Annotated in this window: 19 protein-coding genes; 10 read left to right on the top strand and 9 right to left on the bottom strand. The window is 66.3% G+C overall.

All coding sequences use genetic code 11. The annotated features are described in order from the left end of the window. The 8 genes from B3446_RS07555 to B3446_RS07520 form a co-directional block, all read right to left on the bottom strand. Nucleotides 1–582: ATP-binding cassette domain-containing protein (locus B3446_RS07555; protein ID WP_291379354.1), on the bottom strand; the 582-nt coding region annotated here is incomplete at its 3' end. Between the two features lie 8 nt (nt 583–590). Then, complete coding sequence (locus B3446_RS07550; RefSeq protein WP_191576854.1) at nt 591–1,466, bottom strand: ABC transporter permease; 876 nt, start codon at nt 1,464–1,466, stop codon at nt 591–593. Between the two features lie 13 nt (nt 1,467–1,479). Then, entirely contained in the window at nt 1,480–2,415 is a 936-nt protein-coding gene (locus B3446_RS07545) for an ABC transporter permease (RefSeq protein ID WP_175123077.1), read from the bottom strand. Between the two features lie 52 nt (nt 2,416–2,467). After that, nucleotides 2,468–4,039, bottom strand: a complete 1,572-nt coding sequence (locus tag B3446_RS07540) for an ABC transporter substrate-binding protein (protein WP_291379351.1) — start codon at nt 4,037–4,039, stop codon at nt 2,468–2,470. Between the two features lie 81 nt (nt 4,040–4,120). Further along, nucleotides 4,121–5,566 (bottom strand): M81 family metallopeptidase, encoded by a 1,446-nt coding sequence (locus tag B3446_RS07535; protein ID WP_291379349.1) that lies wholly within the window; start codon nt 5,564–5,566, stop codon nt 4,121–4,123. A gap of 118 nt (nt 5,567–5,684) precedes the next feature. Then, a complete protein-coding gene (locus tag B3446_RS07530) occupies nt 5,685–6,083 on the bottom strand; it encodes a RidA family protein (RefSeq protein WP_191576851.1) in 399 nt (132 codons plus the stop codon). Nucleotides 6,084–6,111: 28 nt separating this feature from the next. Next, on the bottom strand, nt 6,112–7,248 hold the full coding sequence (locus B3446_RS07525; protein WP_291379347.1) for an NAD(P)/FAD-dependent oxidoreductase: 1,137 nt from the start codon (nt 7,246–7,248) through the stop codon (nt 6,112–6,114). A gap of 177 nt (nt 7,249–7,425) precedes the next feature. Continuing rightward, the gene (locus B3446_RS07520; protein ID WP_191576849.1) at nt 7,426–7,917 is read right to left on the bottom strand and encodes a MarR family winged helix-turn-helix transcriptional regulator; all 492 of its coding nucleotides are present in this window, start codon (nt 7,915–7,917) and stop codon (nt 7,426–7,428) included. A 135-nt stretch (nt 7,918–8,052) separates the two neighbouring features. Here B3446_RS07520 and B3446_RS07515 point away from each other — a divergent pair, with 135 nt between their 5' ends. From B3446_RS07515 to B3446_RS07470, 10 genes are all read left to right on the top strand, one after another. Beyond that, nucleotides 8,053–9,318: a flavin-dependent oxidoreductase gene (locus tag B3446_RS07515; protein ID WP_291379344.1), complete on the top strand. Its 1,266-nt coding sequence runs from the start codon at nt 8,053–8,055 to the stop codon at nt 9,316–9,318. Then, the gene (locus tag B3446_RS07510; protein ID WP_291379342.1) at nt 9,315–9,800 is read left to right on the top strand and encodes a DUF3237 domain-containing protein; all 486 of its coding nucleotides are present in this window, start codon (nt 9,315–9,317) and stop codon (nt 9,798–9,800) included. Before B3446_RS07515 ends, B3446_RS07510 begins: the two co-directional genes overlap by 4 nt. A gap of 44 nt (nt 9,801–9,844) precedes the next feature. Further along, nucleotides 9,845–10,810 (top strand): Bug family tripartite tricarboxylate transporter substrate binding protein, encoded by a 966-nt coding sequence (locus B3446_RS07505; protein WP_291379340.1) that lies wholly within the window; start codon nt 9,845–9,847, stop codon nt 10,808–10,810. A 110-nt stretch (nt 10,811–10,920) separates the two neighbouring features. Continuing rightward, nucleotides 10,921–11,439, top strand: a complete 519-nt coding sequence (locus B3446_RS07500; protein WP_191576846.1) for a hypothetical protein — start codon at nt 10,921–10,923, stop codon at nt 11,437–11,439. 195 nt (nt 11,440–11,634) lie between these two features. Beyond that, nucleotides 11,635–12,234: a nitroreductase family protein gene (locus B3446_RS07495; protein ID WP_175123067.1), complete on the top strand. Its 600-nt coding sequence runs from the start codon at nt 11,635–11,637 to the stop codon at nt 12,232–12,234. A gap of 266 nt (nt 12,235–12,500) precedes the next feature. Beyond that, entirely contained in the window at nt 12,501–12,929 is a 429-nt protein-coding gene (locus B3446_RS07490; protein ID WP_291379337.1) for a VOC family protein, read from the top strand. Nucleotides 12,930–12,942: 13 nt separating this feature from the next. Further along, on the top strand, nt 12,943–13,869 hold the full coding sequence (locus B3446_RS07485; RefSeq protein ID WP_191576844.1) for a LysR substrate-binding domain-containing protein: 927 nt from the start codon (nt 12,943–12,945) through the stop codon (nt 13,867–13,869). 133 nt (nt 13,870–14,002) lie between these two features. Beyond that, entirely contained in the window at nt 14,003–16,087 is a 2,085-nt protein-coding gene (locus B3446_RS07480; protein WP_291379334.1) for a DUF4387 family protein, read from the top strand. A 127-nt stretch (nt 16,088–16,214) separates the two neighbouring features. Next, nucleotides 16,215–17,042: a lysozyme inhibitor LprI family protein gene (locus tag B3446_RS07475; RefSeq protein WP_291379333.1), complete on the top strand. Its 828-nt coding sequence runs from the start codon at nt 16,215–16,217 to the stop codon at nt 17,040–17,042. Nucleotides 17,043–17,402: 360 nt separating this feature from the next. After that, on the top strand, nt 17,403–18,131 hold the full coding sequence (locus B3446_RS07470) for an META and DUF4377 domain-containing protein (protein ID WP_291379331.1): 729 nt from the start codon (nt 17,403–17,405) through the stop codon (nt 18,129–18,131). 79 nt (nt 18,132–18,210) lie between these two features. On the opposite strand, the gene B3446_RS07465 is transcribed toward B3446_RS07470, so the two are convergent. Beyond that, a complete protein-coding gene (locus B3446_RS07465) occupies nt 18,211–18,654 on the bottom strand; it encodes a CopD family copper resistance protein (protein WP_191576840.1) in 444 nt (147 codons plus the stop codon). Between the last annotated feature and the right edge of the window lie 157 nt (nt 18,655–18,811).

Below are 18,811 nucleotides of genomic sequence, written 5' to 3'. Positions count from 1 at the left end.
CTGCGCCTGGATGGTGACGTCCAGCGCCGTGGTGGGTTCATCGGCGATCAGCACCTTGGGCTGACAGGCCAGCGCCATGGCGATCATGGCGCGCTGGCGCATGCCGCCCGAGAGCTGGTAGGGATACTCGCGCACGCGGCGCGCCGGATCGGAAATCTGCACCAGGTCCAGCAGCGCCTCGGCCTGCACCAGCGCTTCGCGGCGCGACAGGCCCTGGTGCAGCATGAGCGATTCGCTGATCTGCTTGCCCACCGTGATGACGGGGTTCAGCGAGGTCATGGGCTCCTGGAAGATCATCGAGATCTGGTTGCCGCGGATGGCGCGCATTGATTTCTCGGGCAGCGCCAGCAGGTCGCGGCCGTCGAACTCGATGCTGCCGCCCGCGACGCGCCCGGGGGCGCGCAGCAGCCGCATGATGGATAAAGAGGTGACGCTTTTGCCGCAGCCCGATTCGCCGACCAGGCCCAGTGTTTCGCCGGGCAGGAGGTCGAACGAGAGTTTGTCGACGGCCAGCACGGTGGTGTCGTCGCCGTCGAAACAGGTGGTGAGGTCTTGCACGCGCAGGACGGGTTGGGTTTGCATGTGCGCTCCTACAGCTTCTTGGCCAGGCGGGGATCGAGCATGTCGCGCAGCCCGTCGCCGACCAGGTTGACGGCCAGGACGGCCACGCCCAGGAAGAGGCCCGGATACAGGATGATGTGGAACGCCACGGCCACGAAGTTGCGGCCTTCGGCCATGATGTTGCCCCAGCTTGGGATGTGCGGCGGGATGCCCACGCCCAGGAAGCTGAGCACCGCTTCGGTCAGGATGGCCGAGGCCGCGATGAACGTGGCCTGCACCATCAGCGGCGCGAAAAGATTGGGCAGAATGTGGCGCAGCAGGATCGACGGTACGCGCGTGCCGACCGAGACGGCTGCCTCGATGTACGGCTGTTCGCGGATGGTCAGCACCAGCGCGCGCACCAGGCGCACGACGCGCGGCACTTCGGGCACGACGATGGCGATGATGACGGTGCCCAGACCGCCCTTCAGCGTGGCCATCAGCGCAATGGCCAGCAGCACGCCGGGAATGGCCATCAGGCCGTCCATGATGCGCATGATGACGGCGTCGATGCGGCGGAAGTAACCCGCCATCATGCCCAGCACCACGCCGGCCGCGGTGGAGACGACCGCCACCACGATGCCGACCAGCAGCGAGATGCGGGCGCCCCAGACGGTGCGCGAGTAGACGTCGCGGCCCAGCGCGTCGGTGCCGAACAGGTGTTCGGCCGATGGCGGTTTCATGCGCGCCATCGGATTGATCTCTTGCGGGTCGACGGTGGCCAGCCACGGCGCAGCCAGCGCGATGGCGGCCAGCGCCAGCAGGATGGCGCCGCCCGCATACAACATGGGATGGCGGCGCACGGATCGGAAGGCGCGCCGCAGGCGCGGACGCGCGGCGGGAAGCGGCAGGGTGGTCGTGTTCATGCGTTGCCTCTTCTCAGTAGCGGATGCGCGGATCGAAGAGCCGGTAGCTCAGGTCGACCAGCAGGTTGATCAGCACGTAGATGCCCGAGGCCACCAGCAGCACGCCCTGGATGACCGGGTAGTCGTGGCGCAGCACGGCGTCGATGGTCAGGCGGCCCAGGCCGGGGATCGCAAACACGGTTTCCGTTACGACCACGCCGCCGATCAGCAGCGCCACACCCACGCCGATGGTGGTGACGATGGGGTTGGCGGCGTTCTTCAGCGCGTGCCAGACGATGGGACCGGACGACAGGCCCTTGGCGCGCGCGGTGCGGATGTAGTCTTCGGACAGGGCTTCCAGCATGGTGGCGCGCGTCATCCGGGTGAGCAGGGCCATGTAGACCAGGCCCAGCGACAGACAGGGCAGCACCAAGTGACGCAGGTAAGGCACGAGGCCGTCGGCCAGCGGCTTGTAGCCCTGCACCGGCAGCCAGCCGAGCTTGATGGAAAAGCCGTACACCAGGCTGTAGCCGATCAGGAACACGGGGACCGAGAACGCACAGACCGCGCCCACCATCACCAGCCTGTCCAGCCACTTGCCGGCGTTCCAGGCGGCCAGCACGCCTAGCGGAATCGCGGCCAGCACGGCAAACAGCATCGTGAAGAGCGCGATCGAGATCGTGGGACCCATGCGCTGCGCGATGAGTTGCGACACGGGCATCTGCGTGGACATCGACGTGCCCAGGTCGCCCACGGCGATATGGCTGATCCAGATGACGAACTGCTGCAGGAGCGGCTTGTCCAGCCCCAGGTTCTGGCGGATTTTTTCTACGTCGTCGGCGGTGGCGTTGTCGCCCGCGATGACCGCCGCGGGATCGCCCGGCGACAGGTGTATCAGCAGGAACACCACGACGGCCACGACGGCCATGACGGGTATGACGGCCGCGATGCGGCGCAGGATGAATTTCACGCTGGATTCCCCCCGGCTTGCGGCCGGGCGCGCAGGGCGCCCGGCGTCTGCCTTACGGTTTCTCGATGTTCCACATCACCGGAATGCCGGACTTGATCAGATCGGTCTGCTTCAAGCCGCGCACGGCGAACACAGGCTTGAACTCGCCCCACATCACGTACGGCACCGTCTGGTAAGCGCGCGCCTGGATCTGCGCGGCAAGGTCCTTGCGCTTGGCGGCGTCGGTCTCGCGGATCCAGTTGGTGCGCAGCGTGTCCAGTTCCTTGTCGCACGGCCAGCCCGGCAGGCTGTTGCCGCAGGCGGCGGACAGCCAGGGGTTGGTCACCGGCGTGCTGGCGTCGAAGTAACCGCCCCAGGTCAGGAAGATGTTCCAGCCGCCCTGGGTGGGCGGATCCTTCTTCAGGCGGCGGCCGGCCAGCGAGGCCCAGTCCATCGACTGCAGGTCCACGTTCACGCCGGCCTTCTTCAGGTTCTGCGCCAGCACCATGACGGCGGGGGCGCTCAGGTGATCGGTGGGGTACAGCAGCACCACCTTCTCGCCCTTGTAGCCGGCCTCCTGAAGCAGCTGCTTGGCGCGTGCGGGATCGGTCTTGGCGTAGGGCGCGGCGCCCGCGTCCGTGGCCAGGGGCGAACCGCAGATGTACATGGTGGCGCAGTAGTCCACGCGGTACTTGTCCGGGTAGCCCATCGCGGTCAGCATTTCCTTCTGGCTGACCAGGTAGTACACCGCCTGGCGCGCGAGCGGGTTGTTGAACGGCGGATGCAACGAATTCAGGATCACCATGCCTTGCGAAGCGACCGACGTGCTCAGTGTGATGTCCGGGTTGGTTTCCAGCACGGGCAGGAAGTCGGGCGTGACCTGTTCGATCATGTCGACCTCGCCGTTCATCAGCGCGGCCGTCGAGGTGTTGCCGTCGGGGATGTAGACCCACTCCACGCGGTCCACCTTCACGTTCTTGCCGCCCGCCAGGCCGTCAGGCGCTTCGGAGCGCGGCACATAGGCCGGGTTCTTCACGTACACGACCTTGTTGCCGGGCACCCATTCATCGCGCTTGAAGAGGAACGGACCCGAGCCGACCATTTCGGTGACTTGGGTGTTCGGATCGGTGGCGGCCAGCCGCTTGGGCATGATGAAGGGCGGCATGCCCGAGGGCTTGGACAGCGCGTCCAGCACCAGGCCGAAGGGCTCTTTCAGCGTCAGCGTGAACGTGTTTTCGTTGGTGGCGGCGAATTCCGCACCGGCCGCCATCATGGCCTGGCCCAGCGTGTCCTTCTTTGCCCAGCGCTGGATCGACGCAATGCAGTCCTCGGCCGTCACCGGCGTGCCGTCGTTGAACTTCAGGCCAGGACGCAGCGTGAAGGTCCAGGTCTTGCCGTCTTCCGACTTGGTCCAGGTGTCCACCATCTGCGGCTTGACCTGGCCCTTGCTGTCCTGCGCGAACAGGGTGTCGAACACCATGTAGCCGTGGTTGCGTGTGATGTAGGCGGTGTTGAAAAGCGGGTCCAGCGTCTTCAGGTCGGCGTGCGGCACGATGCGCAGCGTCTTGGTCTGGGCGAGTGCACCGGTCGCGGCGCTCATGGCCAGGAGCGCGGCGGCTCCCAGCAGGCTGAAACGTCTGATCATGGATTTCCCCTGGTTGGTTCTATGTGCCCGGGCAGGGCGGCAATGGTTGTCGGATCGGCCCCCGGCTGCGGGGCATGGGCCTCAGCCCTTGAAGGGCCACTTGGGCAACTTGCGTTTAACAAACGGCAGCGTGTTGAGGTCATTCGTGATGGCGCCCGGCGTTTCGACGTAGATGACGTGGCGGCCGACCTTCGAATACGAGGCATAGAAATGTTGCGACGACTTCACGATGATGAGTTTCATCGCGGCCAGGTCCACGCCGAACTGCGTGAAGAGGTCAGTGCCCATGGCCTGGGTGCGTGAGGTGGTCATGACGAGGGTCACGCCGCCGGTGCGCACGACGGCCACGTCTCCCAGCAGCGCGGGCGTGCCGGCCAGGCCAGTCATGACGGCGTCGCGCTTGAGCGCCAGAATCTCGCAATCCAGGTCCAGCGGCTGGCCGGACACCGGCGCCACCTTGCCGCCCACGCGCAGCTTGATCTGCGCGCCTTCGCCGGCTTCGAAGCACAGTTGCACGGCAACCGGATCCCAGAACGGGCCGGTGGCCACATCGGTGATGCCGCGCGCCAGCACCCGTTCCAGGATGAAGGTCGCGTCGCTGGGTGCGCCGCCGCCGGCGTTGTCGGCCGAATCGGCCAGCACCACCGGAAACTCGTTGTGTGCCAGCGCCTGATCCAGCGCGTCGTCCGCGCCGGGGTAGGGCGGCGCCAGCTGGTCGCGGAAACCGATGATCTCTTCGCCCAGCGTGCGCGCCAGCGCCTCGGCCTGCGCGGCGTCGCCGTCGGTATAGACCAGCACCTTCGAACCCATGTCCGGCGTGTCGCCCCACGGGAAGCCGTGGGCGATGGACACGGACAGCACGCCTTCCTTGCCTTCCATCGCGAGCAGGCGGTCCACGAAGCTGCGCATCGGCTCGCGGCTGGTGTGCATGATGGAAATCATCTCGCAGTCGTAGACCGCACGCGTGGGGTTGATGCGGCCCTCGGCGCGCGCCACGCACAGGTCGACCAGATCGAACGCGCGTTCGAGGATGTCGGTGTGCGGGTATTCCTTGAAACAGACCAGGAAGTCGGCGCTCTCGACCATCGCGTCCGTCAGGTGGCAGTGCGGATCGAGTTCGGCGCCGATCACGGCGTCCGGGCCGACGATCTCCCGCGCGCGGCGCAGCAGGTCGCCTTCGCAGTCGTCGTAGCCGTCGGCGACCATCGCGCCATGCAGGCCGAAGAGCGCGATATCCACCTTGCCCGCGCGGCGCAGGTCGTCCAGCAGCTCGTCGCGCAGCGTCTCGTAGGCGTGGCGGGGGGTGATGCCGGCCGGCGTCGCGCCCGCGGTCAAGCCTTCGATGAGCGTCCAGTCCTTGCCTGCAGCGCGTTGGCGCGCGGCCCACAGCGGACCCGAAAACATCTGCATGCGGTCCGGATGCTGGCCGGCGGGGAAGTAGCCGCGCGCCCGGTAGGAAGCCAGGCCGGTCGGGATGGGGGAGAAGGTGTTCGTTTCGGTCGCCAGGGACCCGGAAAAGATCTTCATGAATGACGCTCCGCGCAAGAGAGGGGCTTTGAGGGCGCGGGCATCGGGGCGCGCGCTGGGGGGTGTCGCCCCGCCAGGCGTGGGCCTGGCGGTGTCATGCAATCGAACGAATACAGCGTCAGGCGCCTGCGGGACTCTTGGCCTGAATGTCGCCCAGCCACGCCTGCACTTCGATCTCGACATCCACGTCCATGGCCAGCTTGGCCTCGACGGTGGAGCGCGTGGGGAAATCGGAAGAGAAATGGCTGCGGTAGGCCTCGTTGAACTGCGCGAACAGCGCCAGGTCGGTCAGCCACACGGTCACGCGAACCACGTCCTTCAGGCTGGCGCCGGCCAGTGCGAGCGTTTCCTTGATGCGCTCGATGGCGGCATTTGTCTGGGCGGTGATATCGCCACGCACGACCTGGCCGTCGGCGTCCAGCGGGATCTGCCCGGACAGGAAAAGAAAGCCGCCCGCCTGAGTGGCGCGCGAGAAGGGCAGGGGCAGGCTGCTGGGGTATCGGGTGATGGCGGTCATGTCGGGGTCTCGGTTATCGGTGACTGGATCAGCGCAAGCGCTCGGGCCGCACGGCCTCGGCATTGACGCCGTGCGCGTGCAGGTGATCGGGAAGGGGCTGGCGCGTCAGCAGCGCGGCGGCAAGCTCGGACGTGGCGGCGGCGGTCTGAATGCCGTAGCCGCCTTGCGCCGCCAGCCAGAAGAAGGCCGGCGTGGCTGCATCCCAGCCCACCACGAAATCGCCGTCGTGCACGAACGAACGCAGGCCGGCCCAGATGTGCTTCGGGCGGCGGATGGTCAGCGTCGTCGCGGTCTCGATGCGGTAGATGCCGGTTGCGACATCCAGCTCTTCGGGCACGACGTCGTGCGCGTCGACCGGGTCGGCATTGGCGGGCGAGCCCAGCAGCTGACCGGCGTCCGGCTTGAAGTAATAGCTCTCGTCCACGCCGACCACGGCAGGCCAGTGCGAGAAATCGACGTCGTCCGGGCCGCTGAAGGTGAAGGCGGTGCGGCGGCAAGGTTGCAGGCCGACGGGTGCGGCTCCGCACAGCGTTGCCGTGTGGTCGGCCCACGCGCCCGCGGCGTTGACGACGGCGCGCGCGCGAATCTGGCGGCCATCGGCCAGGGTCAGCGTCCAGCCATCGTTCTCGAACGCGGCGCCGGTCAATTCGGCATTGTTGTGCAGCACCGCGCCCTGGCGGCTCATGCCGCGCAGAAAGCCCTGATGCAGGGCATGCACGTCGATGTCGCGCGCGTCGGGTTCCTCGATCGCGCCGCAGAGCTCGTCTTCGCGCAGGCAGGACACGCGGGCCACCGCTTGCGCGGCGTCGATCAGGGTGACATTGGGCGACTGGCGATGGAAGTCTTCGAACACTTCCTGCAGCAGGTCCTTCTGGTCCGGCGTTGCGATGTACAGCACGCCGCGCGGGCTGAGCAGAGGATGCTCGCAGAAGCCTTCGGGCGGATGTTCGTAGAACGCGCGGCTGGCGCGCGTAAGCGCCTTGATCTGCGTGGTGCCGTAGGTCTCCATGAACATGGCTGCGGAGCGGCCGGTGGAGTGATAACCGGGTTGGGACTCGCGTTCCAGCACTGCCACGGACGCCGAGGCGCTGAGGCGATAGGCCACGGAGGCGCCGGCGATCCCGGCGCCGACCACGGCAAAGTCGTATAGGGTTTCAGCAGTCATTTTGTCGGAAGCGAGAATTCTCTTATTTGATAATTCTCGAATACGATAGTTTTTTGACGCGGCTGGAGTAATAGGGGAATGCCCGCATGGGCGCAAAAGGCGGGACGATGCGGCGCAGCCCTGCGTGGAGTTGGGAGCCGCGCTACCTGCCGGCGGGGCGCGTGATGGCGGGCCGCGCTACCCCAGCTTGCCCAGCAGCCCGATCAGTTTTCGCCGATCCGCCGCGCCCAGCTTGCCGCTGATGCGCGCGTCGTGCGCCTGCACGGCATCGGTGATGGCGGCCAGCGCGGTGTGGCCGGCCGGCGTCATGGCCAGCGCATACGCCCGCCGGTCGCGTTCGGCTTCCTGGCGCTCCACGTAGCCCAGGTCCTGCAACTGGTTGACGATCTGCACCGCGCCCGAGCGCGCGATGCCCAGGATGCGCGCCAGGTCCGTGAGCTTGAGGTTTTCATTGGCGGCGATCAGCGTGAGCGCCGAATAACGTTGCGGCGTGATGTCCCATGGCGCCAGCGCGGCCAGGAAGTCCTCGTAGATCAGGATCTGCGCGCGGCGGATGGCGTAGCCGACCAGGTCGTCCAGGGCGCCGTACTGAATGCCGGGCACATGCGGATCGAAGTGTTCGCCGCGGGCAGCAGGGCGGCGAGGGCGTGGGGCGGAGGCTCTGGACATCGGGCGGCGATCGTGAAACGGGGCCTCAACACTAATGCACACGTCGCCGCCGCGCCACCGGATTGCGGGAAATCCCTCGTGCGAAATGCAAGGTGATTTTGTTATGTTGCATAACAAATAAGACCAGGAGTAGACATGCAAATCGTCATTGCCGGCGCCGGTATCGGCGGGCTGACCCTTGCGCTGATGCTGCATCGGCGCGGCATCGGCTGCCGCATCTATGAAAGCGCGCAGGAATTGCGGCCTTTGGGCGTCGGCATCAATCTGCTGCCCCATGCGGTCAGCGAGATCGAACAGTTGGGCCTCATGCCCCAGCTGGCCGAACGCGCCATCGAGACCTCGCAGCTTCACTACTACAACAAGCTTGGCCAGCCGATCTGGCGCGAGCCGCGCGGCCTCGAGGCCGGTTATCCGCTGCCGCAGTTCTCGGTGCATCGCGGAGAATTCCAGATGCTGCTGGCGCAGGCCGTGCGCGACCGGCTCGGGCCGGACGCCATCGTTCCGGGCATGGTGCTGGAATCGGCCAGCCAGGATGCGGCGGGCGTGCACGCGCAGTTCCGCCGCCGCGCGGACAACGCGCTGCAGACCGTGCACGGCGACATCCTGGTGGGCGCCGACGGCATCCACTCGGCACTGCGCCGTCAGCTTCATCCCATCGGGGACGAGCCCCGTTTTTCCGGGCGCATGCTGTGGCGCGCGGTGACCGAGGCGCCGCCCTATCTGGACGGGCGCAGCATGTTCATGGCGGGTCATCAGGACCAGAAATTCGTCTGCTATCCGATCTCCGAACCGCTGCGCAGACAAGGCCGTTCGCTCATCAACTGGATCGCCGAACTGTCGATCCCTGGCGCTGAACTGCCCGCCACCGACTGGAACCGCAAGGTCGATAAGTCCGTCTTCGCGGACCGCTTTGCCGATTGGCGCTGGGACTGGATCGACATTCCCGCCATCATCGACGGCGCCGAGGCAATCTACGAGTTTCCGCTGGTGGACCGCGATCCCTTGCCGCGCTGGACGCGCGGCCGCATCACGCTGCTGGGCGACGCGGCGCATCCGATGTATCCCATCGGCTCCAATGGATCCGCCCAGGCGATCCTGGACGCGCGCTCCCTGGCCGACTGGCTGGATCAGGCGGTGCAGGGCAAAGCGCGTTCAGCAGAGATCGCGCTGCTGGAGTACGAAGCCGAACGCCTGCCCCGCACCGCCGGCATCGTGCTGCGCAATCGTTTGAACGGCCCCGAGCAGGTGATGCAGTTGGCCGAAGAGCGCGCGCCCCAAGGCTTTGCGAACATCAACGACGTGATATCGGGCGAGGAGCTGGCGGCGGTGTCGCTGCGCTACAAGCAGCTGGCGGGCTTTGATCCGGCGGCGCTGCGCCTTGCCCGCGGAGAAAAGCCATGAGCAGCCCTGATGCCATCAACGAACCCCACGCGCCCCGGCTGGAACACGTGACCACCGTCGTGGTCGACGTGGGTGCGCCGCAGGAAGTGGGCGACACGCCGCAGGGCCGGCGCCGCGTGATCCCGATCACGGGCGGCACGGTCGAAGGCCCGCGCCTGTCGGGCAAAGTGCTGCCCGGCGGCGCGGACTTCCAGATCATCCGCTCGGCCACGTTTACGGATATCCACGCACGCTACGTGATCGAGACGCCCGCGGGCGAGCGCGTGTATGTCGAGAACACCGGCATCCGCACGGGCAGCGCCGAGGACATTGCGCGGCTGGCGCGCGGCGAAGCCGTCGATCCGGCGCGCATCTACTTTCGCAGCTATCCCCGCTTTGAAACGTCGTCGCCCGCGCTGGGCTGGATGAACGAAAGCCTGTTCATCGGCACCGGCGCGCGCTATCCCGACCGCGTCGAGCTGCGCTTCTATCGCATTTGCTGAACCCGCGGCAGCCGCCGCGGCATTAAAAAAACCAGGAGACAACCATGCAAACGATGCTGCGCCGCCTGCTGGGCGGCTTCATGCTGTGCCTGCCGCTTGCGGCAGCCGCCCAGTTTCCCAATGGGCCGGTGCGCCTGAACGTGGGCTTTCCACCCGGCACGGGGCCGGACATCGTCGCCCGCACCCTTTCCCAGCACATGGGACCGCTGCTGGGCGAAAGCGTGGTGGTGGAGAACAAGGTCGGCGCGGGCGGGCAGATTGCCGCTCAGAACGTCGCACGCAGTCCGGCGGACGGCCAGACGCTGCTACTGGGCGAGGTCGGCTCGATCAGCATTTCGCCTGCCACGTACCGCAACCTGAACTACGATCCGCCGCGGGATTTCGCGCCGATCTCCGAGGTGGTGCGTGCCGACTTCGTGCTGGTGGTGCCGGCCAGCTCGCCGTACAAGGACCTGCCGGCGTTCATCGACGCCGCGAAGAAGGCGCCGGACCGCGTGAACTTCGCCACCTTCGGCGCGGGTACGCCCGGCCATTTCGGCGCGGAGCTTTTCGCGCGCGAGGCGGGCCTGAAGATCGAAGCCATCCATTACCGGTCGACGGGCGATGCCGTGTCGGGATTGGTATCCGGCGGCGTGCAGGCAGCCTTCGTGACGACGGCCCTGGCCGCGCCCCAGGTGCAGGGCGGCAAGCTGCGCGCGCTGGCCACCACCGGCGCGAAGCGCTCGTCCGCATTGAGTGACGTGCCGACCTTCGCGGAGGGCGGCCTGCCGGCGGTCAACTTTGGCGCGTGGTTTGCACTGTTCGCGCCGGCCGGCACGCCGGAGGCCGTGCTGACCCGCTTGCAGGCTGACAGCGCCGCCGCGCTGCGCCAGCCTGCCGCCGTGAAGACGCTGGGCGAAGCGGGATTTGTCGTCGTGGGCTCGGACCGGCAGGCGCTGCAGGCCTTGCTGACCGCGGAGTCGAAGCGCTGGGCCGACGTGGTGAAGGCGACGGGGTTCCGCGCCGACTGAAGCACCGAGGGATCTGACCGGCCATACGTCGCCGGCCATATGTCGCCGGCCACAGCGATTGCTATAGTCTCGCGCTCATCAATCTTCGCGCTTCACTGGAGACCCGCTGCATGTCCGATCCCACGTTCGATCACGTCCTGTCCCACCCGCCACGCTGTCTGGATGGCGTACGCGTGGCTCCCGCGCCCCTCATCGTGGAAGACCGTGGCGAGGTTGCGGTCGCATTCCGCCTGCTGGGCGCGGACGGCGCGCAGACGGGCGAAATCCTGGGCTTTGACCTGCGCGACTACAACGAACACGTCCAGGACTACGAGTTCGTGTCGCCGCTGGCCGTGAAATGGGACGGCGCGCCGGAGGATGTCGTGGTGTTCGACAGCGACATCCACGGCTATCACGGCGAGCTGGATTGCTCGGCCAAGATCCGCGGCGAGGGGGCGGCGCAGGCGTTTGCCTGCCCCGCCTGCCAGGGCACGCGGTTCAGCGTCTTTGCACAGTTCGACTACGACGGCACGGACGAACTCTGGGACGAAGACCCGGACACCGTGCAGAACTTCTTCAGCAATCTCATCGTGGCGGGCAAATGCATGTCCTGCGACACGGTGACGCGCGTCCTGGACATGGATCTTTGACTGAATCAAACGTTTGAAGGCGGCCGTCTGAAGGCGGGCGATTGCTCGCGCGGATCGCACAGTTCGGCCGCTTTGGCACCATCAGTGGAACAGTATGTTCCAGGCAAAGTGCGCTTGAACGGGTATTCGCGTCATGGTCGAGCCGGTAGAATGCCTCCCATCGTCATCTCTATCTACTGGTCGAAAGGTCAAATAATGAGCAACGCATATCTCGAAGCGCTCAAGCAGCGCCGCACGCAGTATTCGCTGGGCCGCAACCTGTCGGCCTCCAAGGAAGAACTGACCACGCTGATCCAGGAAGCGATCAAGCACAGCCCGTCCTCCTTCAATTCGCAAAGCTCGCGCGCCGTGATCCTGTTTGGCGCCGAAAGCGACAAGCTCTGGAACCTGGCCACGGAAGAAGTGCGCAAGGTTGCGCCCGCCGAAGGTTTCGACAAGACCGAAGCCAAGCTCAAGAGCTTTGCCGCCGGCGTGGGCACCATCCTGTTCTTCGAAGACCAGGACGTCGTGCGCAGCCTGCAGGAAAAGTTTGCGCTGTACGCCGACAACTTCCCGGTCTGGTCGGAACAATCGGGCGGCATGGCTCAGTTGTCCGTGTGGACCGCGCTGGCCAACGCCGGTGTCGGCGCCAGCCTGCAGCACTACAACCCGCTGATCGACGCCGCCGTCGCGCGTGAGTGGAACGTCCCCGCCTATTGGAAGCTGCGCGCGCAGATGCCGTTTGGCTCGAACGAAGCCGGCTTCGGCGACAAGGCTTTCATGGACGACGCCGAGCGCTTCCGCGTGTTTGGCTGATTGCCCCGGGGGGACGTGCCGCGCACGGCCCACATGACCGCGGTCTTCAGGCCCGCATTGCCCCAGGGCAATGTGGGCCTTGTCTTTTGCGGGCCGGATGAGCGAAAACCGGCTTCCAAGGCAGAACTGCATGGCCGATTTCCGTGGCCGGATCATGCCCATGTTTCGTGCACGCATCCCGGTGGTATCCGTTTGACCGAGCCCCCATATCGGCCGTGCCGGATGGCGCTATAGTCGACCGATCCCCCCACCAGGAAGGAGACGTCATGCAGACCAACGAGATCCATCGCGGCCGTCTGATCGATCACATCCAGCTTGTCGTGCGCGACCTGCCGGCCAGCCAGCGCTTCTACCAGGCGGTGTTCGATGCCTTGGAGGTGCCGATGGGCGGTACCGCAGACGACTACTTCTGGGCGGACGAGCTCTTTGTCTCGTCGGCCGACAGCCAGGTCGCGCTGGGCCAGTTGACCGGACGCCACCATCTGGCGTTCCAGGCGCGCGACCAGGCGATGGTCGACGCGTTTTACAAAGCGGCGCTGGCTCACGGCGGCAAGGACAACGGCGCGCCGGGATTCCGCGCATACCACCCCGGCTACTACGGCGCCTTCGTGCTGGATCCGGACGGCAACAACATCGAAGCCGTGTTCCATGGGCAAGCCCAGCGCAGCGCGCCGTCAGTCAAGGTGACGTTCTGACTGGAGCGTTTCCGTGCAACTGCGCCATCTCCGGTACTTCGTGAAGATCGTCGAGGCGGGCAGTTTCTCCCGCGCGGCGGCGCTCATTCCGGTGGCGCAGCCGGCGCTCAGCCAGCAGATCGCGGCGCTGGAAGAAGAACTCGGCGTGACGCTGCTGCATCGCAGCGCGCGGGGCGCGCGTCCCACGGCCGCGGGCGCCGCGCTCTACACGGAAGCCGCTTCCATCCTGAGCCGCATGGAGCGCATCCCGCAGATCGTGCGTTCCCTTGGCGGCGACATCCAGGGCGTGGTGCGTATCGGTATGTCGTCCACGCTGGCGTCGTTTCTGGCCGGCGAACTGATGGAAAAATGCCGGGCGGCGCTGCCCAAGATCAGCCTGCGTTTCAGCAGCGATGCCAGCGGCCAGCTGGGCGCCCGCATCCGCGACAGTTCGCTGGATCTGGCGCTGGTGTTCGAGGACGAACCGACCACGGGTTTTGCGCGTCAACCGTTGTTCCGGCAGCGGCTTTTTGTGATCAGCCCGCGCAAGCCGGGGCGCCGGCCGTCCGCCATGCGCTTCGAGCAGCTGGCCGACATGCCGCTCATTCTGCCCGCGCATCCCAACATGACGCGCAATCTGCTGGACCGGCTGTTTTCCGAGGCTGGAATCGCGCCGCAGGTGGTGGCGGAAACCGAAGTCTTTTCCGGCATGCTGTCGGCGGTGCAGGCGGGCATCGGCCATACCATCCTGCCGCTGGGCGACTTTTCGGGGCAGCCGGGAAACGCGATGGTGTCCGCCGTGCTGATCGAGCCGCCCGTCTACCTGACGGCGGCAGTCATCGCGTCCAACGACGTGCCGCTGGCGCCACCGGCCGAGGCGGTGCGCACGCTGCTCAGCGAGTTCGTGATGCAGCAGGTGCAGGAAAAAGGGTTGGCCGGCGCGGAGCCGCTGCCTTCCTGACGCGCCGCTAAAAGGCCATATCCGCGGCCGATACCCGCATATCGACATAGTATTTTTCCAGCTTCGCCGGCAGGCGCAATCTTCACTCCCATGCAGCAACCGCAATGTCTGCGGCCTGCAGAACTGGAGAGTGATGATGGCAAAGCTGGTTTATCGCGTGGTGTCCGCGTGCGGCGCGTTGGGATATGGATTTCCTCGTGAATCGCTGCAAAAGGCGCTGGAAGGGCGGATCGACGCCGTGATCTCGGATGCGGGATCGATGGACGCCGGCCCCTATTACCTGGGCACCGGAACCGAATACTTCGAACGCGAGGCCGTGAAGGCGGACTTTCGCCACATGGTCGAGGCGGGCGAACGCATTGAGGGTCCGGTCATCCTGGGAAGCTGCGGCATGGCGGGCGGCAACCGCAACCTGGACTGGATGATCGACGTCGCCAAGGAAGTGTTTGACGAGCTGGGCGTGAAGGACCGCACCGTGGCCGTCATCCGGTCCGAGCTGGATCCGGCCAGTGTGATCCGCGAATTCCGCGCGGGTGCGCTTCGGCCCACGGGCGCCGGGCCGGAGCTGGATGCAGCGGCGCTCGAAGAGAGCACCATCGTGGGTCAGATGGGCGTGCATCCGCTCATCACCGCGCTGGAAAGCGGCGCAAAGTATGTGCTGGCCGGCCGCGCGTGCGACATTGCACTGTTCGCGTCCGACATGATCCGCCGCGGCATCGACCCGGGCCTGGCGTACCACGTGGGCCATGTGCTGGAATGCGGCGCGCTGGCCTGCGACCCGGGCTCGCCGTCGGATTGCCTGGTCGCCGAAATCTACGACGACGGCACGGCGCTTTTCGTGGCGCCGGATTCGGGACGGCGCTGCACGCCGTATTCGATTGCGGCGCACTCGCTGTACGAGGAAAGCCATCCGCAACTGCAGTTCTATCCCGAAGGCATCCTGGCGATGGAACACACGGAATTCTTCGCGCGTGACGCCCGCACCGCCGGCATCCGCAACAGCCAGTTCGTGCATGCGGGAAAGCCGTGGCCGTGGAGCATCAAGCTGGAAGGCGCGCGGCGGCTGGGCAAGCGCAAGGTGTCGCTGGTCCATCTGGACCCCGCGGATCTGCCGCGTGTACCCGGCGACGTGCTGGTCTATGGCCGCAACGGCGTCCAGGCCGTGCCGCTGCGCGAGGGCGAAAAAGAGCTGGGCCTGATCGTGGAAACCTGCGCGGCGACGCCGCAGGCGGCCGAAACGCTGGCCAGCCTGCTGACCCACTATCTGATCCACTACGGTTATGCGGGCCGCAAGGCCACCGCCGGCAACATCGCCTATCCGCTGTCGCCCAATCTGGTGAGCTTCCGGCGTGACGACGGGCAGTACGGCGCGGTGGTTCCCAGCGGCACGCGCGATCCGGTGTTCCAGGCGAATTACCCGATGATCAGGGACGCGGTCATCACGCTGGTTCAGGCGGAATTTCCGGACGCGCTTCGCGCCGCCACCTGGAAAATCCATGAGGCCGACGCGAGCCATCCGGTCGCGCTCGTGCGCACCATCGACCGCGATCCTCGCGTGCTCGCCGATCGCCATCACGCCGAGCTGCAACGCCTGCTGTCGCTGGCCGCTGCGCGCGACGGCTCGCGGATGGACATGGATGCCGGCGATGCCTACGAATGGACGCTGTACCACCTGCTGCAGAACGAAGACATCATCAAGCACCGCATGTTCCCGATCACCTACTTCCGCGCCAACGGCAAGGCGTGGACGGAAAGCGGAACGGGCCGGCCGCGGTATTACGACATCGGCATCACGGACTACACGGGCAATCTGGACGACCGCACGCTGTTCCTGATCGCCGACGTGCCGCCCGAAGGCGCGTCCCAGCGCGAACAGCCGCTGCTCGACATGGCCGTGGTGGTCCGCAGCAAGGACGCGGGCATCAACCGGCTGACGTTCGACATCGTGTTCAACTCGGCCGCCGATTACGAGGCCGCGTTGCGCTCGAACGTGTTCTGCGCGGCCAATGTGGCGCGGGTGCTGGGCGTGGCCCCCGAGCGCGTGGTCGGCACGTTCTTCGTGGACAGCTGCAACGCCATCAAGCTGACCATTGACCGTCCGAACATTTCGGCTTCGCCGGATGAGCGCGACGTGTTCGGGGCGCAGCAGCAGGCCGTCATCGAGCGTCTGTCGATACCGCATTACGCGGAGCGGCTGGCGATGGCCTCGGCGCTGTAGCGCGTGTTGATGCCGCCGCCGATCGCGAACGGGAAGGGCGATCGGCGGCGTGCCGTTCCCGGGTCGTCCCCGGTTTCGTGCCAGAATTGCGGGCTGTCCAACCGCCATCGAACCCGAGAAGAATCCGATGAAACCTGGAATTCCCGCCCTACGGTTGTTGTCCCTGGCTGGCTTGTTCGCCTTGTCCGCGCCCGCCCTGGCCATCGATTGCAAGAAGGCATCCACCGGCGTCGAGAAGCTGATCTGCGCCGACCGCGGCGCGGTGTCCGCCGACGCGGAATTGAATCGCAGCTACAGCGCACTGTTGAAAGCCGCGCCCGATGCCGAGATACGCACCATGCTGGTCGACGGCCAGAAGCGTTGGCTGGCGGCGCGTGACAACGCACTGGAAAGATTGATCGAGTCGCCCGACCTTCTGCCCGACGGCAAGACCCCCGCGCAGGCCGCGCGCAGCCTGATCCAGGCGCGCAGCGCCCAGTTCAAGGAAAAGGCCAAGGGGTCTGATACGCCGGTCCTGATCGCGCGGGCGCTGGATCAGCGCAAGTTCCGGGCGCAGTTCACCGGCGGTCCGTTTGCCGGGTTTGCGTCGTCGTGCGACGTGCTGCCCCCCGACTACAACAACTACTCGTGCTTTGCGACCCGCCATTACCAGCACAATGACCGCGTCTGCTCGGTGGACGAGTACTGGGCTTCCGGCGGCGTCTATACAAAGCGGTACGTGGCCGACGTGGTGAATGGCAAGCCCAAGATCATCGCGTCGTGCTCGTTCAGCAGCGCGGACGAAGCGTGCGACGACGGCAACGGCAAGACCCACTGGAACCGGTCGCCGGCAGCGCCCGATTTCAGTTATGCCGACAAGCCGCTGCCGAAGATCGACGGCGAAATCTTCGACACCGACGACTACGAATGGGCGCAGGCTTGCCTGGCAAGCCCGGTGTATCCCGCTGACAGGTAGCGCGTTCAGGCGTGCGCGGCCGCGCGTGGGCCTGACGGGGAAGGTGTCAGACTGTAATTGCGCGCGCGCTGGCCGCTTGGTCTGGGCCGCGCCCACCGGATGGGCATTTCCCATGCGGGGCACGCGGCGCGGACGATTCGATCGCGCCGCCCGGGGCTGGACGGCCGCAAGATTTGGAAACGGACTGCCCCGCGTGGCGGCAATTTCGTCCACACCACGGACGTAGAATCCCGCTTTTCATCAAGGCCACGCGGCTGACAGGAACCAATCATGAAAAAAACCATCCTTCTTGCATCCGTCTGCGCGGCGCTGCTATCTGCGTGCGCGCCCACGACCTCACCCCGCGAAGGATCGTCCGCCATGCCTGATTCCGCCACTACGTCCGCCGCTACCCAGACCAGCCTGAGCGCCTACCACTGGCGCCTGACCGCCGCCACCGACGCCGCCGGCAAGTCCATTGCAGCGCTGCAAAAGGGCGTCGAGCATCAGGTGCGTCTGACCTTCAAGGACGACGGCGTCAACATCCGCGGCGGCTGCAATGCGCAGTTCGGCGGGTACACATACAAGAACGGCGTGCTGACCATCGCGAACCTGGCGTCGACGATGAAGGCGTGCGAACAAAGCCTGATGCAGCTCGATGCCGAGATCGCCCAGCGTCTTAAGGGCGATCTGCGCGTGACGCTGTCGGGCGACAAGGCCGAGCCGGCGCTGGACCTCACGACGCAGGACGGCAGCGTGCTGAAGTTCGTGGGCGAACCTACGCCGGAAACGCTGTACGGCAGCGCGGGCCAGATCATGTTCCTGGAAGTGGCGGCCAAGCGCGCCGAATGCAGCCATCCCATGATTCCGCACTACCAGTGCCTGATGGTGCGCGAACGCAAGTTCAATGACGCGGGCATCGCGTTGCCGGCGCCGGACAAGTGGCAGCCGCTGTACCAGTCGATCGAAGGGTTTGAGCACCAGGAGGGCGTGCGCACGGTGCTGCGCGTCAAGCGTTACGACTGGAAGAACCCGCCCGCCGATGCGCCGTCCAAGGTCTACGTACTGGACATGGTGGTGGAGCAGGACGCCTCAAGCAAGGGCAAATAAAAGTGGAGGGGCGCGTGGACGGGCGTTAGCGCGATCAGCGCCGTTATCGCCCTGTTCGCGATTAGCGCCCTTGGCCCGGTCACCAGGTGACGTAGAACATCGCCTTGGCCAGCACGACGATGGCCAGCATGTGGCAGAACACGCTCAGGTGCAGACGGCCTTGCAGCGCGCCGGTGAGCTTGCGCTGCTTGGCCAGCACCAGCGCGGTCGCCACATGAATCAGCACGCTGATGGCCAGCGCGATCTTGATGGAAAGCAGCAGGCCGAACGATGAGGCCAGCGGCGCGGACAGCGCGCCGCGGTGCTGCCACGCCAGCCCCAACCCCGCCAGATACAGCACCACCACCGACCACGGCACCACCGAACGCACGCGCGGCCCGAGCTGGCTGCCGAGCGCCTTGCGCACGTCGGGCGGCAGGCGCCGGTGCACCGGTTCAAGAAACAGCACCTCGAACGTGACAGTGCCGACGAACAGGAAGGCGGCAAGCAGGTGCAGGATGAGCAGCACGGGATAGAGGGTCATGACGGCATTCTCCGCCCGCGGATCGCGGCGCGAAATGACAAACATCAAGGGTGCAAGGTCCGGGTTGAGTCCAGCGCATCATCGACCCAGGCAAGCAGCCCAATAAAAAAGCCGGGCCGCGCTCCCTGGAAGGAAGTCGCAGCCCGGCTTGTCCATC

This window comes from Achromobacter sp. UBA5777 (assembly GCF_002418565.1).
In the GTDB taxonomy this organism is placed as follows: domain Bacteria; phylum Pseudomonadota; class Gammaproteobacteria; order Burkholderiales; family Burkholderiaceae_B; genus Achromobacter; species Achromobacter animicus.
This window is presented reverse-complemented; position numbering and strand designations above follow the sequence as displayed.

Bases quoted from the DNA above. Each gene is read 5' to 3' on its own strand.
- B3446_RS07520 (WP_191576849.1), bottom strand. From the start codon at position 7,917: ATGTCCAGAGCCTCCGCCCCACGCCCTCGCCGCCCTGCTGCCCGCGGC.
- B3446_RS07515 (WP_291379344.1), top strand. From the start codon at position 8,053: ATGCAAATCGTCATTGCCGGCGCCGGTATCGGCGGGCTGACCCTTGCG.
- B3446_RS07535 (WP_291379349.1), bottom strand. From the start codon at position 5,566: ATGAAGATCTTTTCCGGGTCCCTGGCGACCGAAACGAACACCTTCTCC.
- B3446_RS07550 (WP_191576854.1), bottom strand. From the start codon at position 1,466: ATGAACACGACCACCCTGCCGCTTCCCGCCGCGCGTCCGCGCCTGCGG.
- B3446_RS07525 (WP_291379347.1), bottom strand. From the start codon at position 7,248: ATGACTGCTGAAACCCTATACGACTTTGCCGTGGTCGGCGCCGGGATC.
- B3446_RS07490 (WP_291379337.1), top strand. From the start codon at position 12,501: ATGCAGACCAACGAGATCCATCGCGGCCGTCTGATCGATCACATCCAG.
- B3446_RS07495 (WP_175123067.1), top strand. From the start codon at position 11,635: ATGAGCAACGCATATCTCGAAGCGCTCAAGCAGCGCCGCACGCAGTAT.
- B3446_RS07505 (WP_291379340.1), top strand. From the start codon at position 9,845: ATGCAAACGATGCTGCGCCGCCTGCTGGGCGGCTTCATGCTGTGCCTG.
- B3446_RS07470 (WP_291379331.1), top strand. From the start codon at position 17,403: ATGCCTGATTCCGCCACTACGTCCGCCGCTACCCAGACCAGCCTGAGC.
- B3446_RS07540 (WP_291379351.1), bottom strand. From the start codon at position 4,039: ATGATCAGACGTTTCAGCCTGCTGGGAGCCGCCGCGCTCCTGGCCATG.
- B3446_RS07465 (WP_191576840.1), bottom strand. From the start codon at position 18,654: ATGACCCTCTATCCCGTGCTGCTCATCCTGCACCTGCTTGCCGCCTTC.
- B3446_RS07500 (WP_191576846.1), top strand. From the start codon at position 10,921: ATGTCCGATCCCACGTTCGATCACGTCCTGTCCCACCCGCCACGCTGT.
- B3446_RS07530 (WP_191576851.1), bottom strand. From the start codon at position 6,083: ATGACCGCCATCACCCGATACCCCAGCAGCCTGCCCCTGCCCTTCTCG.
- B3446_RS07475 (WP_291379333.1), top strand. From the start codon at position 16,215: ATGAAACCTGGAATTCCCGCCCTACGGTTGTTGTCCCTGGCTGGCTTG.
- B3446_RS07510 (WP_291379342.1), top strand. From the start codon at position 9,315: ATGAGCAGCCCTGATGCCATCAACGAACCCCACGCGCCCCGGCTGGAA.
- B3446_RS07480 (WP_291379334.1), top strand. From the start codon at position 14,003: ATGATGGCAAAGCTGGTTTATCGCGTGGTGTCCGCGTGCGGCGCGTTG.